The organism is Haladaptatus halobius (assembly GCF_020618475.1).
In the GTDB taxonomy this organism is placed as follows: domain Archaea; phylum Halobacteriota; class Halobacteria; order Halobacteriales; family Haladaptataceae; genus Haladaptatus; species Haladaptatus halobius.
Genome location: NZ_CP085342.1, coordinates 73,668 through 87,640, shown reverse-complemented (window position 1 = coordinate 87,640; position 13,973 = coordinate 73,668). Strand labels below are relative to the sequence as shown.

Genomic DNA, 13,973 nt, shown 5'->3' with positions numbered 1-13,973 from the left:
CAGGTGAGAATGAGAGGCACTGCGTCGATCACGGCGATAGTTCGATCGGTCCACTTCAGACACTTGTGCTGAACATCGAGCTGGTGATACTGCGGTGGAGCAATTTAAACGTGGTCAAACGACTGCGCAGTAGTCGAAGTCGTTCGTGCGTCGGGGAGAAGGTTGAGCCAGCCATAGAAACCGACTGGACGTGGCTATCTGTTTCTCGGAGAGTTCAGCCAGTGAATCCGATGAATTGACTCTTTTGAAGTTATCCAATCGAAGATGGTTATGGAATCCGTGTTTTTCGTGTAGTGTCGATGCCGAATTACTCGGCAATTGACTCGCTGTTGACTGCGTCAAGCAGCGAGTAAAACTTACTCGCAGCCATCAGTAATCAGCCAGATCCGCCAGTGACCGTCCGCCTCGATGAAACTTCGCCTGAGTTTCGACTGTGCGTATCATCAAACAGTGTGACGGGTTCATCTGGAATTAAGTAGTCGAAATCGAACAGGTTGAAAAGTAGTTTTACATGCTCAACCTACAAATCGCTTCTATACGCCGTGGGTGGTCGTCGGAACGTCCAGTGGTGGCTTGACTAATTTGTACATTACCATGATCATCAGAGACTATATCAACCATGCAACGACCGAACATCTGTCGAAGAGAAGTTAAACTAGATAGTGCTCATGAGAGAAAGATTTTCTCTGGTTCATCATTGATCCAGATCTTAACCAAAACACCTATACTGTTGGTTTGAGATAACTCCTCCTGATATCAGAGAAAATTCTCCACGAAGAGAAGATTTCGCGAGAAGAAGTCGCTGATCGATTGCAAGCAATTGCACACGAACTTCGAGAAGGTGGAGACGCCAATATCGATGTCGGCAATAAAACAGTGACGCTCTCACCAGCAGCCTCTGTCGGCTACGAGATCGGCACTCGAGAATCGTCATCGGTACTCCGCGGAAGTCGTGAATCAGTGACCATTAAACTGGACTGGAAACCCGAGTAGGAGAGAGTTTATATACTGTCGGTGGAACCTTGAAATCAAACCGTCTTTATTGATTATGTCTCCATCAGTTCAGAACGGTATCACAGTCGCTCAGTCGGTTCGAACCGAAATACAGGAAAAGCAGGTAACGTTCCTCGCAGGGAGTATCGCATACCATGCCTTTATCTCTCTTCTACCTCTCCTGCTCCTTGCATTTCTGGTGTTTGCAGCGATTGGAAGCAATAACTTGCAAACCCAAGTAATCACCTTCGCACGCTCTCTTTCTCCCGCAATTGGTGAGCTTGCTAAAACCACACTTGCAAGTGAACAGGGACGAGCGAGTGCTTCCATCGTGGGAATTCTAACGCTCATGTGGGGCGCATTAAAGCTCTTCCGTGGATTGGATACTGCCTTCTCCGAAATCTATGCAGCCGAAATCGATGAATCCATTCTCGACCAGGTACGTGATGGGCTCATCGTTCTGTTCGCGATCGGATTTGCAGTGGTTGCAACGATTATTGCAGGTACACTCCTTGCTCTCTTTCCTGCAGTTCCATTTATCGAACTGCTCAATCCAATCGTGTTGATTATGGCACTCACCATTGCATTTTTTCCGATGTACTATCTCTTTCCTGGGGTCGAAACCACACCACGTGGGGTACTTCCTGGGACGATATTTGCGGCAGTAGGATGGACAGCACTTCAGGGCCTGTTTCAAATCTATGTGCAGGTGGTTGGGTCGAGTGCCTCGGGTATCCTCGGCGCGGTACTTCTCTTAGTCACATGGCTCTATTTCAGTGGATTAGTATTGCTCATTGGGGCAGTACTGAACGCGGTTCTTGCAAAATGGACTGAAACAACAGATAAAAAGACAGAAACATGGTATCGATCACTCACCTACGATGAAGCTGCTCGGTATGTTCGCCTCTTTCGAGAACAAGTGTTCGGACGCTATGAGCGAATGGTAGCTAGAGAAATACCAATCGACGAATCGTTCTTGAACTCGATTACAGAGCGGCCTGCCACGATTGAGCTAATCGAGAAAACGACACAAACCGATGATGGTAACCAGTACGAAATTCGAGTGCGGTGGATTGAGAGTACTGACGAACACGGAGAATAATGTGGACAAAACATTTATAAAATGGCTCTTCGATTGTCGATCCAAATTATGGTATTGAATTTAGTGTTGGATCGGAGTTTGATGATCCCGCTGCAGGCAAGTAATACACTCTCAACTTCGTCTATTGTCAGTAATTATGTCATTCCCGCCGCGCTGTTCCTTGCAACGCTCGTCGTCGTGTACTTGATCGGACAGAATGTACTCATCCCACTGCTCACCCGTGTCCTCAAGGAGCAGGGACATGACCCAGCTGTTCGTAGTCTCGCCGAAAATGTGGCTGGCGTTCTCGTCTGGGTACTTGCCATTGCGCTCGCGTTCACGGTCGCCGGCTTTGGTGGTGTTATTGCCGCGTTCGGTGTGTTTGCTGGTGCTATCGTACTTGCCATCGGGTTTGCCGCCCAAGAATTACTTGGCAACTTTGTTGCTGGGATCTTTATTCTCAAAGACCGCCCGTTCACGGTTGGTGATTGGATCGAGTGGAGCGGTGGGGAAGGGCGAGTCGAAGATATCGACCTCCGTGTCACTCGAGTTCGAACGTTCGATAATGAACGAATTACCGTACCGAATAGTGACTTAGCAAATGAGGCGGTGAAGAATCCGGTGGCCTATGATAAGCTGCGGCAGAAATTCGTCTTTGGCATCGGCTACGATGACGATATCGACCATGCAAAAGACGTGATTCTCGACGAAGCTCGACAGCACGATGAAATCCTCGACGATCCGGCGCCGGATATTCGGGTGACTGAGCTTGCTGATTCGTATGTTGGGTTGCAAACTCGGTTCTGGATCGGTGAACCTGGCCGAGGCAACTTCACGCGGATTCGATCGGAGTTAGTACAAGCGGTCAAAGAGCGGCTTGATGCCGAGGCAATTGACATGCCCTATCCAGTCCGAACGCTCGAAGGAGCGGTTGAGATCACGGAGTAGCTGGCTACGGGGAAGTTGTTTTTGGGTAGTTGAATCGGCTGGCAACTTCTCCTAATCGGAGTTCCCCTTTTATAGTGGTCAAATGCATAGCTGTGGCGAAATCGTCACAAACGTTCCTTCTCTACGAGTGTTGAGGCAACAACAAGACAGGGACAGGCACCTACTGCAACACCCCTCTGGTAGGTGACAGGGCCCTCTGTTGTGCTCGAGCTTCTGTGGACGTCTCAATGTTTTCACGGATAATGACAACAGAGGTATCGATGTTAGTCCGTTGCTTGATTCGTCGACGAAGTGCATCTGCAGCCCGGTCATTGTTCGTTGCCACTCGTAGCACAACCTGATCGGGATGGCGAGAGAACAGCTTCGTTTGATACTCAACATCCATCGACAAAACAGTGAGTCCGCTTTCTTCAGCGGTTGTGCTGACCGTTGATTCAAATTTGGCGTTTCGCTGGAGATCGACCGACGTGACCACCAGAAAGGAAGAAAGCACGAGAATACCCATAGTAAGCACGGCAATTCGTTTGAGTGTGATGCGCCGGACAAGATCTTCTTCAAACCAGTGATCAGGACGATACCCACGTAGCCAGAGTACAGCTAAACTGGCGAAATTGATCGAGAGAATGTTGACCAACACGAGAATTCCGGCACTGACGACAAGCACGGAATCACCATAGGCGATTCCCAGACCGACAGCAGCAGCAGGTGGAATGAGGGCGGCTGCGATCATCACTCCAACCAACGGTGCACTTGCGCCGGCAGTGAGTGACAACGCTCCGGCTGCTCCTGATCCAAGCGCAATAACGAGTGAAAGCGCACCTGGGTTGACGCGTGCAGCAACTTCACCGAGCGCTCGGATGTCGATATTCGGAAATAGAGTGAGTTTTGCAATCACTGCAAACGCTGTCGCACTGGTCACAGCAAGGACGAGGCCGAGAAACTGGGCTTTCACTCCCTCACGGAAAAGCTCGTCATCGTTGACGATACTCCCGACACTTGCCCCGACAGTCGGTCCGAGTAAAGGGGCGATCACCATACTGCCCACAACGACCGCAGCACTGTCAGTCAGTAAGCCAGCAGCGGCGACGACAGTGCTGATGATCGTGAACAGCATGAAATTCGGCGTGAACGCAGCCATCTCTGCTGCCTGTGCCCGGAGCTCATCCCGTGATATACGATTAACATCGATTAGCGTGTCGTCATCATCATCTGTTTCAGGTTTCTGGGAGAGAATCGCTTCGACATCAGTGACGAGTGCGTAGCCATCACGTTCGATGCCGACACTACGAAAGGCATCTAACAGATCCTCTACTTCGTCTGTTTCGACGGGGATCGAGACAACAGCATCATAGTCACGGCCAGACGTCTCGGCAGTGAGAGTGAAATCGAGATCCCGCTGCTCAAGAATCCGGCAGACGATATCCTGTTTGTCCTGTGGGATCGTTAGTTGGATCAATCGCATTCGTGCACCAAGGGCTTTCGACAGTATCTGTATAGAACTATGCTTTTCGACTATCTCCATATCTAGTACGCTCTCAACCGTCGAGTGACTAGGTTTCGTCGTCCTTCCCTATAACCGGATAGAGTCGGTGGAGTTTCGTTCGAACATCGTCAGTCGTGAATTGCCACGTAATCGTAGTTTCAGTCTCGTTGCGAGCGAGTACCCACACAGCGACCTTACAAACCGAGAAATTTCATCATACTTATCGATGAAAATATGGGGCCTAAGGTATTATCATACTAACTTGTAATTACTCGATCGCTAGTGTTCTGTTTCGTTAAATCAGACGCTGAAAGAATGAATCCGGATGTCGAGGCGATGAGCGATTTGGCTGGACGAAATCTGCTTCCTCGGGGGCAGCGACCCGGCAGATTTCACTTCCGCTTATGGTCTAAATAGAAGTACTAAGATGAAATGAGATATTGCTTGATTCGGATGATAGATCGCCTGAAGCCTACATTAATAAGGTTCTCAACCATACCTCGTTACATTAAATTTCGCCATTCAGCCATTGACCGAATCAGGCAATTAACAACTAGAGAGTGATTTTGGATGGTGACACGGAGATAGGCTCTGTATACTTATTTTTGCAGCCCTTCCTTATGTTGCTAATGGCGACACACCGGTCGACGAAAATCGTCCTAGCAGCCCTTGAATTGGCGACTGAGGAAGGAGAGTTTCGCCTGCCCGATCTCAAAGAGCGCCTGCACTTACCAGAGAATCCGCCATCAAACAGTACGATTCGGCAAGTACTCCGCCAACTCGAAGAGAGTGGCTGGCTTGAGCGCGATCATCCAGAAGGGCGGATCTGGTATGCAGGCGATCAGTTAGACGAATTCACTAAATAGTGGGATTGGTCTTGACCTCCACTGATAGGCGAGGTATCACACATCACCTTCACTTTAGCCGTCATTTTTACTAATTTTCCCAGAGGTGTACCACCCAGTGTTGGGGCCCCGGAGAAAAGCATGGAACATTCAAATCCGGACGCTATGCCTGAGACACCGACCGGGCGAACCCCAACAAACGCATGTGATATCGCCCTCGAAGCACTGGCCGACTGCGACAGCATTGACTTAAACTCACCAGAGTTCCGATTCTACGACCACGTCGATCTCGACGCCCTCAATGACTTGTTCGCTCACCGCCCGTCCATGATCAATTCCGTCGAGCTCGAGATAAAAGGGATGATGCTCGAAATATGGATGAATGAGGGGCTTTGCGCCCGTATCCGCGAGGATAAGTAATAATGAGAAAGTGATACTATTGACGGAGATCAGAATCGGATGTGAGAGTACAGTGTGATACATACACGAAGTCGAAGGAAATATAAAGAAACGATAAGAAGGGAAGCTTTGCGTGATCTGCCCTTGGTCGTTGAGGGCAAACCAGTCGGAGTTTGGTCCACAAGGTTCGAAACTAGTTGCCATACTCCGTTGTCTATCGCACCGCTCATTCCGTGCAACACTCACAGTCGGTGGGAGTAGATCTTTCTCCCATCCCTGACTTCTTATAATACAAATAAAAATTTTATAATTACATATTCTTTATAATACATATTCTTTATAATAATATATATTCTTTATAATTCTTCCGCTAAATATCATTCTTATTCTTTCTAATAAGTACGCTCAGATATTTGAAGAATTTGCCCAGCTAGTAGATCATCGCTTAGAGAAACCTTCTGATGTGAATACTGGGCAGTTACGGAGTTTTATTACGCTGCACTTCGCCGACAGGGGCTTTCAATCGATAAGTATCATAGACAACCGAGACAGGAAGATCATACAGTGTTTCATCATCGCGATGATATCCATATGCTTTATCATCAGGCTCAAACTCGCCAAATACTCGAAGATGAGCACGCTCGTACGCATCGGGGAATATTGCAGGATCGAAGAACACCTTGACAGCATCGTCCAATACCTGGACATCTGTTGCAGGGATTTCGGTTCCTGTCTTCGTGATTCCATGGTAAGCTGCCGGCTGTGAGCTAACTGAGATGGCCTGTTCTGGTTTCCCAACAATAACACTAATATCCGAATCTGTTCCACGGCGACGTGCTTCGCTCCCGCCAACTTCTGAATCGACTCGAAGGATTCGATTTTCGATTTCGGGCGAAATCCTCTCTTTTGGCGCGAGGTGATCAACCACTACGTCAGCGAGCAGCTGTGAGGTCTCTTGGACGAGTGTCGCAGAGGAGAGTGAATCCCAATTCTCAGCCACGTAGTTGTTCGTCGCTACTGTGTACGTTGCCTCAGGGTTGAGGGCCTCACCATTTACGAAGACGTTCTCAACCTGGGGATCACCGTTATGACCTGAATACTCGTATTGAACGCCCAAGATTTGCATCGCCGGTTGAATCCCATATGAACTCCAGGGCAATGCACGGATCGAAGATGTGATCGTCTCGACAAGAATTTTGCCACTTAGCTCAAGTTTGACAAGAGTGTTTGGGAAGGGAAGAGTGTTGTAGATGTCTTTTTTCGAGATTGCTCCAGGGCCATACGTCTTGTTCGAGCGGATGCCCCCTGGATTTTGGATGCCGATGTCAGCATCGAGTTCTGCTCGGAAAATATCGGTGATGAGGTTACCGTATCGACTCTCACGACCGTAATTCGTGTTGAAGCGGGCGTCTAATTCAACTGCTGATCGGACGACAGTAGTATTGAATTCATCGTTGAGCTTCGACTGCCACTCATCGACGATCGCCTGCATCCCCGAGTCGGCCTGGTATGCTCCAGCGGTTACATCGATCTTTTGCCATTCCACGAGTTCACCAGTACTTTTCTTAAGTGTAACCGCACCAAGGTATTTGAACTGATCATCCACTTCGCTTACAAGTGTCCCACTGTGTTCATGGACATGCTCGAACGTCACGCCAGAGTGTGAGCCAACAATGAGATCGAGTTCATCGACTGCTTGAGCGATCTCTTTATGTGTGCTATGGTTTGTGTGGGAAGCGAGAACAACAATATCTGCATTTTCTTGCGCTTTGAGCGCCTTTGTCGCCGTTTTGGCTGCTTCAACTGGATCGATAACTTGGTACTCGTCTGGATACGCGGTGATGCCGTGGAAGTCTTCGACACCTAGACCGAACACCCCTACCGTAACTGGACCGACATCAACAGTCGTCCACCGTTGCGTTCCAGGAATCGGGTTACCATCCGGCGTCAGTAGGTTGGCGACAACCCATGGGAAGGAACTCTCATTAAATCGTGCGGAAGCATTGTCGACGCCAAAATCAAAGTCATGGTTGCCAGCGCCATCAACGAAATTCCCTTCAACGTCATCATGGATGTAATTGAGCGCATCTATCATGTGTTTCCCTTTGAAAACAAGGCCCATGAGCGAGGGAGAGAGGTCATCACCATTCCCGAAAAACACGGCATTATCGTGCGCTGCCAATTGCTCTCGAATAGCGGTTGTATATTCGGCAATCGATCGGCCATCTCGTCCCTCGAAGCGCCCATGAAAGTGGGTATCATGGATGATGGTAATCGTATCTGTGCTGGCAGCAGAGGCCGTTCTAGTACTGATTGAACCGACAGTTGCGGCAGCTGCTCCAGATGCAAGCAACTGACGCCGGGTCGTTATGAAATCCTTCGTACTCCCTCGCCTATTCTCTTGATTAGTCATTTCATTGTTATCCCTCTACTTCGTAGAAATAGCTCTTTCTATGTTTAGTATATATACGAATATTCTCGCACTCAAAACGATAGGTGTTCCACTTACTGAGAGGTGTTAATATCGTAAGTGAACAGGTGCGATGTATTGTCTTCCGGTAAGAAGTAGAAGCGAAGACCGTCAGAGCGTTCCTCGGCCAAGAAGGGGTTACGAGTCATCACCATTCCATCGTCAGTCCACTCAGGAACGGGAACCTGATATTCCGGCGTGACCGAACGGAGATTCACCAAGTCAATGCCACCGAGTTGGAGGTCGGAAGCATTGGGCGGCTGATAAACGGCCACACCAGAACAAAGTGCTAAGTCATCGCCGATGTACTGGCAATCTTGGTAATCCACATAGTGCTCCGGATTCTGAATCGCTCGATCTGCCAGTGGCTTGTTCTGGTCGATGATCGTCCCGTTGCTCGTCAATTGCCACTGATAGAACGTTCTAGAGCCCCAATTGACGCCGTAGAGAGAATCGCGATCCGCGTTATAGATGAGCCCACCAATGTGGTCGGCAACCCGAAACACAGGGGTCGCTTCCATCGATTTCGGATCGACGCGATAAATGATAGAACGGCTGTCGGGGCGATACTCGGCCACTGGGACCCAGAGATAGTTCCCATCGTAGTCAATGCCACCCGGGTGGTAAATGGCTTCTTTGCCGAGTTCAATCTCATCGAGTAATTGTCCCTTCTCATCCATCTTGAAGAGATGCCCGACACCACGACCAGGACTACCGTTATCGTCATCGCGTTCTGTATATCTGCCTGGAAGTTCGAGAATCTCCACGGATGAGAGGAACAACTGATCACCGACCTTACTCATCCCCTGTGGATGATACGTGTCGAACTTAACCTGCTGTTGGCTTACCTGTTGCCACTCCGTGCCACGAGAAAGCGTTTTGAATTTCTCTGCAAGTGAATTTTGTCGTGGATCCCGGGCGTGAGTCGATGTGCGCTGTTCGGACATATCCGTTGATCGGTTCTCGTTCTTGGCTGCGCCTGTGCTACTCCCGAGTACAAGGGATCCGATTCCGAGGAACGAAAGATATGATCGTCGGCTTGTTCGTGAGTTGCTTGGTACGTCAACTTGGTCCCGGTCGTCGGAATTACTCATTACAGTAGCACCTATCCAAGGTATTAAAATAAAATTTGGGATATAATAGACAAACGTTGACAAAGATAGAAATATAGGTCCGTATTCAACGCATATTCCAAATATAACTGAAAATAGTGCTAGCTCTTCACCTCAACAATCACTGCCAAAAGGCAAGGGATCGTCACGAATTTCTTCGAGTACTCGCTGGGAAATTTGATAGATGTCACCCGTCGGCTCAACCGCATAATCGTTTTGCTTCCGAGCCCACTCGTTCTCGAGCAGATACCAGTCAATCTCATTAGGTTTTCGATTCTCGGCCAGTGCAGCCTCTCGTTCATCGAAGAATTTCTGCCATCGGCTGTAATAGAAATCACTGAGCAACCCAGCCCACTCTCGCTTTGCATAATCGTGGAGCACGGAAGCGACGTCCTGATTGCCCCACACAGTGATGAGTGAACGGGCGTCGTATTCGAGTCGTGCGGCTTCTTCTTCGCTACTTGCCATCGACCTCGCATCTTCTACCCATGGTCCGAGCAGCATCTGTTCATGTGTCGAAACGACAGCGTCCATCAGTTCAATGTAACGCAACCATAGATCAGTGTACTCACGAAACTGCTCGATATTTTGCTCGTTGTAAGCTTTCTCGATCCGCGGTAGCAGGTCGAAACTGCGGTTTGAGAGCACCTGTCTCGTGACATCCATGAGATCGTATCTGTACGCACTGTTGTCTCGGAGAGCGCGGTCGACATTCAGTAAGGCAGGAAGTGCACAAGCGAATTCTGCGGTGTTATATCGCTGTGAGAGTGTATCGAAACTCGGTCGAGAGCCGTAGAGCCCCACCTGTGCCATCGTTCGCGAACCATTGTCCGGCATAGAGTATGCTGTCTGTGCGAGCGCACGCCACGCTGTGACGGCATCCTCATCCATCCCGCCATATCGGAATCTCGTCCAGGTCTCGAACCAATCGTCGAAATCGACTGGCTCGTCTCGCCACGCTAACTCGGTAAAGAATTCAAATGCCACGGGGTTGTTGTCGATGGCTTCCGGCATCATCGCAATCCCCGAGAGCGCACTATTTGACTTTGCGTGCCACCGCCAGAATTTGTCATTCCAGACGGCCATGTTGGCGCCCATCGTCGTATTGCCACCGAAGTTCCAGATGGTACCGAATGCGTAGGGTGTGCCGTTCCATTCTTCTTCTCGATTCAGATCACTATACATTTCAGAGATACCGTCAAGAATGAGCATCTTACTCGTATCGACTGCTTCAATCGTTTCGGGCAAGGGATTGTCCCGCCATCCTAAGATCGCCCAGGTCGCGTCCGAATGCGCATCTCGAAGAGAGTTCTGCACTGCTTTCGAAGCGGCACGAACATCTACATCACCAGCGGTTCCTCCTTCATGCAGTAAGTCCATTTTGTACATCGAGGAATCGCCGAACAGCTCGGACTGGTGGCGATAGAACGTCTCTGCGACTTCGGGAAAGTACTTGCCTGTGGGATCCAACCACCCTGGTCGTTCGAACCCACCTGCCCACGTTCCCTGCGGAATAACGTGCGCATCCGAGTGTTTCTCGTCGAAGTCTCGGGGAACTGTTCCGTAGTAGCCGGGGAAGACGGGTGTCATCCCTAATTTACGGAGTCGCTTGACGATTTTCTGTCCGAGTGCAATCCGTTTCTGAATGAGTTCTTCAGAAATTGGATTGGCGAAACAGCACATATTCTGCAGGAGCCACCATGGCTGATGTGCTGGATTCGGTATCCAGTTGCGAAGTTCCGTTTTACTGTATCCGAATTCTTGGAGAGTGTGGTAGTAGACTGCTTCTTGGCCAGGATAGACGAGCACTTTATTGATCCCATGCAGTGCTAACAGGTCGATCTCGTGTTCCCAATACTCCCAGGTTTCGTACGGTTCAGTGTACCCATCGGTGGTATCGTTGAGTGCAAATCGATTGTCCACCGATGCGTCTTTCCGAATCGATTGTGACGGTGCAGGGAGTTTGTTCGGGAGATTCAATTGTGTTCCATTCCACGTGATATTTGCTCCAACAACGTACTTCAGGTACCAATTGAAACCGGCAAGAAGGACCGCCGGACTCGTGCCTTTGATGACGGGTCGGTTACCACGCGTCCCGATTTCGAAATAATCGGCTCCGTCCTTTGTTGGTCTCGCTTCAAAGTCGATTTGGTTAACGTATTGTTTGTCGCGAGTGATTTGGTCGCTGTGCTCGATCTGGGTAAGCAGCCGTTCAATCGCACGTTTTGTGGGTGTAATGTCAAATGGTGGTTGATTCGATGTTCCGACGTTTTGTTTTTTGTTTGTTTCTTCTCCGAATGAGTTGCCACCGAACGATGATATGCTAATCCCTGCGGCCGCCATTGCCTTGAGGGCGCTTCGTCGAGTGACATACTCCCTGTCCTTCATACTGGCTAAGTTTCGAATAAGGCTATATGCTGCTTTATATTATTTATATATAGTAACAAATTATAACCAGAGATGAAATTGAGATCCTATTGCATTACAAAGGTTCGTTTTGACTAAAAGAATGCTTCATGTAGCGGGACTGGCACCTGTAATACTCGAACCTGATGCCAGTCCCGCTAGCAATTCCTACTTGGCTCCGCCACTCATCCATCAAAAAATCTAATCACCGACTATCATCGACCTTAGGTCGGTTGATAGGATTCTTCGTCGAGAATGATGCCCTCGTCGTTGGCAACGACCACTGTGTCAGGATTACTGTTGTTCAGGACTGCACCGTCCCATCCAGTATAGACGGTCGAGTCGGTATCTTCGCCACTTCCGTTCCGGACAGTGATCGTCTCGCCTGCTCCAAGGGTGACGTCACCAAACGTATAGTTTTGTGCCCGTCCGCCTTCGAAGCTGAGAATGAAGTCCGTCATGTCGATCTCCGAATCACCTTCGTTTTTCACTGTGGCGTACTCGTTGTTGAGGTCTCCTTCTTGATTTGGCCGAATATCAGTGATCTCAATGGGTTCTTCCTCTGGTCGTTCAGAGGCTAACTGTGCCCCTGGATTGCCAGCCTCGGTCACGAACGACGCGAGGGTGTCGATCGTCGCGCTCTGTTCCTCAACGGTCGAGACGACTCGATAGTCGGCCTGCCACTGCTCGGGCGTCAGCGTGCACCGGACGTAGCCACGATCGACATTATAGAATCGTTGCCATGGTTCGCCCGCCGATGGGCCGTACTGAGTGAGTCCAGACGTGTCTCCAAACGAGGAAATCGACGTACCCACGTATTCGGTACCCACCGTTTCGGAATCCGGATTCGAAAAGTCGGCTTTGAGATTGTAGGCATAGTTGCGGTGAACATCGCCAGTGATGACGACCGGATTAAGATCTGCATCATTAGCCATCGCATCAAGTAATGTTTGCCGATCGGCCCGATATCCGTCCCATTTGTCACCGCCACCGAAGTCCACTTCGGTCGGGTCCGCATTTTCGTCCGTCGCGGCGACGGGAACTTGATTCGCAAGAACGTTCCACTTGGATGCAGACTCATTAAACCCATCCAGCAGCCACTGTTCCTGTTCGTCACCGAGAATGGTCCGTTCAGGATCTTTTGCCTCTTCGCTGGAATGGGTCTGGTCATCACGGTACTGCCGGGTGTCGAGCACGTTGAACTCGGCGAGCTGGCCAAACGTAAATCGACGGTAGAGCGGCATGTCGGGACCATCGGGCATCCGCGACCGGCGTATCGGTTGGTGCTCCCAGTAGGCCTGGTAGGCAGCGGCCCGCCGTTCAAGGAATTCCTCGGGCGGAGTACCTTCGTCGATCTCGTCAGCATAATTATTTGCCACCTCGTGATCGTCCCAGGTAACGAACCAAGGGAAGGCTGCGTGGGCGTCTTGGAGGTTCGAATCAGACTTGTACTGTGCGTGTCGAATGCGGTAGTCAGCTAAACTTTTGATCTCTCGCGGTGGTTCATGGCCACGACCAAACGAACCCTGTGCACCGCCTTCATAAATATAGTCGCCAAGGTGGAAGACCATATCTAGATCTTCCTGAGCCAAGTGTTGATGCGAGGTGTAGTATCCTGAGGGATAGTTTTGACAGGAAGCAAATGCGAAATTGAGTTCGTCAATCTCCGAGTCAGGCGCTGGTGCAGTCTTTGTCCGACCGACTGGACTCTTGTTCTGCCCAACGCGGAATTGATAATAGTACTCGGTGTTGGGCTCAAGCCCCTCAGGCTCAACGTGGACAGAATGAGCGTGTTCCGGGCGGGCGTACACCGTACCATCTTTCACAACCTGCTGCATGTTTTCACGAGTGGCCACCTTCCATGCGACTGGCACCTTCTTATCTGGCATCCCACCATCAGCTTGGAGTGGTTCTGGTACAAGACGCGTCCAAAGGACAACCGAGTCCGGAAGAGGGTCACCAGAAGCTACACCAAGTGTGAACGGATCGTCGCTCAATTGACCGGTGTTGTCGTTTTTCGCTGTAGCAAGTCCTATCGTTCCGAACGTCGTAAGCCCAGCCACACCCGTTGCCGTCTGAAGGAATTCACGGCGGCTAGAGGAGAAAAGTTTGTTTTGTTGAGTATCCATCTTATTGTTACTGTCATTTTCTGTCATTTTACCCGCATAAATAGTATAATCGTTTAAATATGAGCGTTTATAATAGAACTCTATGGATACATTTCTAATTGTGAGGA

At 49.8% G+C, this 13,973-nt stretch carries 10 protein-coding genes; 5 read left to right on the top strand and 5 right to left on the bottom strand.

The genetic code is table 11. From position 1 onward, the window contains the following. Window positions 1-750 precede the first annotated feature (750 nt). The 3 genes from LIW51_RS37720 (at window position 751) to LIW51_RS37710 (ending at window position 3,022) form a co-directional block, all read left to right on the top strand. Window positions 751-993: an amphi-Trp domain-containing protein gene (locus LIW51_RS37720; RefSeq protein ID WP_368411930.1), complete on the top strand. Its 243-nt coding sequence runs from the start codon at window positions 751-753 to the stop codon at window positions 991-993. A gap of 55 nt (window positions 994-1,048) precedes the next feature. Then, a complete protein-coding gene (locus LIW51_RS37715) occupies window positions 1,049-2,095 on the top strand; it encodes a YihY/virulence factor BrkB family protein (protein WP_227380980.1) in 1,047 nt (348 codons plus the stop codon). Window positions 2,096-2,176: 81 nt separating this feature from the next. Continuing rightward, a complete protein-coding gene (locus tag LIW51_RS37710) occupies window positions 2,177-3,022 on the top strand; it encodes a mechanosensitive ion channel family protein (RefSeq protein WP_227380979.1) in 846 nt (281 codons plus the stop codon). A gap of 160 nt (window positions 3,023-3,182) precedes the next feature. Here the strand turns inward: LIW51_RS37710 and LIW51_RS37705 are convergent, their stop codons facing one another. Next, a complete protein-coding gene (locus LIW51_RS37705) occupies window positions 3,183-4,544 on the bottom strand; it encodes a TIGR00341 family protein (RefSeq protein WP_227380978.1) in 1,362 nt (453 codons plus the stop codon). Between the two features lie 590 nt (window positions 4,545-5,134). On the opposite strand from LIW51_RS37705, the gene LIW51_RS37700 reads away from it, so the two are divergent. Then, the gene (locus LIW51_RS37700) at window positions 5,135-5,371 is read left to right on the top strand and encodes an IclR family transcriptional regulator (protein ID WP_227380977.1); all 237 of its coding nucleotides are present in this window, start codon (window positions 5,135-5,137) and stop codon (window positions 5,369-5,371) included. A gap of 120 nt (window positions 5,372-5,491) precedes the next feature. Further along, window positions 5,492-5,770 (top strand): HalOD1 output domain-containing protein, encoded by a 279-nt coding sequence (locus LIW51_RS37695; protein WP_227380976.1) that lies wholly within the window; start codon window positions 5,492-5,494, stop codon window positions 5,768-5,770. A 457-nt stretch (window positions 5,771-6,227) separates the two neighbouring features. Here LIW51_RS37695 and LIW51_RS37690 read toward each other — a convergent pair whose 3' ends face one another. From LIW51_RS37690 to LIW51_RS37675, 4 genes are all read right to left on the bottom strand, one after another. Continuing rightward, window positions 6,228-8,162 (bottom strand): bifunctional metallophosphatase/5'-nucleotidase, encoded by a 1,935-nt coding sequence (locus LIW51_RS37690; RefSeq protein ID WP_227380975.1) that lies wholly within the window; start codon window positions 8,160-8,162, stop codon window positions 6,228-6,230. Window positions 8,163-8,254: 92 nt separating this feature from the next. Then, window positions 8,255-9,166: a DUF6454 family protein gene (locus LIW51_RS37685; RefSeq protein WP_227380974.1), complete on the bottom strand. Its 912-nt coding sequence runs from the start codon at window positions 9,164-9,166 to the stop codon at window positions 8,255-8,257. A 279-nt stretch (window positions 9,167-9,445) separates the two neighbouring features. Continuing rightward, the gene (locus tag LIW51_RS37680) at window positions 9,446-11,674 is read right to left on the bottom strand and encodes an alpha-N-acetylglucosaminidase (RefSeq protein WP_227380992.1); all 2,229 of its coding nucleotides are present in this window, start codon (window positions 11,672-11,674) and stop codon (window positions 9,446-9,448) included. A 287-nt stretch (window positions 11,675-11,961) separates the two neighbouring features. Further along, window positions 11,962-13,866: an alkaline phosphatase D family protein gene (locus LIW51_RS37675; protein ID WP_227380991.1), complete on the bottom strand. Its 1,905-nt coding sequence runs from the start codon at window positions 13,864-13,866 to the stop codon at window positions 11,962-11,964. Between the last annotated feature and the right edge of the window lie 107 nt (window positions 13,867-13,973).

Coding starts and splice junctions, on each gene's coding strand:
- LIW51_RS37700 (WP_227380977.1), top strand. CDS start 5,135: ATGGCGACACACCGGTCGACGAAAATCGTCCTAGCAGCCCTTGAATTG.
- LIW51_RS37685 (WP_227380974.1), bottom strand. CDS start 9,166: ATGTCCGAACAGCGCACATCGACTCACGCCCGGGATCCACGACAAAAT.
- LIW51_RS37695 (WP_227380976.1), top strand. CDS start 5,492: ATGGAACATTCAAATCCGGACGCTATGCCTGAGACACCGACCGGGCGA.
- LIW51_RS37675 (WP_227380991.1), bottom strand. CDS start 13,866: ATGGATACTCAACAAAACAAACTTTTCTCCTCTAGCCGCCGTGAATTC.
- LIW51_RS37680 (WP_227380992.1), bottom strand. CDS start 11,674: ATGGCGGCCGCAGGGATTAGCATATCATCGTTCGGTGGCAACTCATTC.
- LIW51_RS37715 (WP_227380980.1), top strand. CDS start 1,049: ATGTCTCCATCAGTTCAGAACGGTATCACAGTCGCTCAGTCGGTTCGA.
- LIW51_RS37705 (WP_227380978.1), bottom strand. CDS start 4,544: ATGGAGATAGTCGAAAAGCATAGTTCTATACAGATACTGTCGAAAGCC.
- LIW51_RS37690 (WP_227380975.1), bottom strand. CDS start 8,162: ATGACTAATCAAGAGAATAGGCGAGGGAGTACGAAGGATTTCATAACG.
- LIW51_RS37710 (WP_227380979.1), top strand. CDS start 2,177: ATGATCCCGCTGCAGGCAAGTAATACACTCTCAACTTCGTCTATTGTC.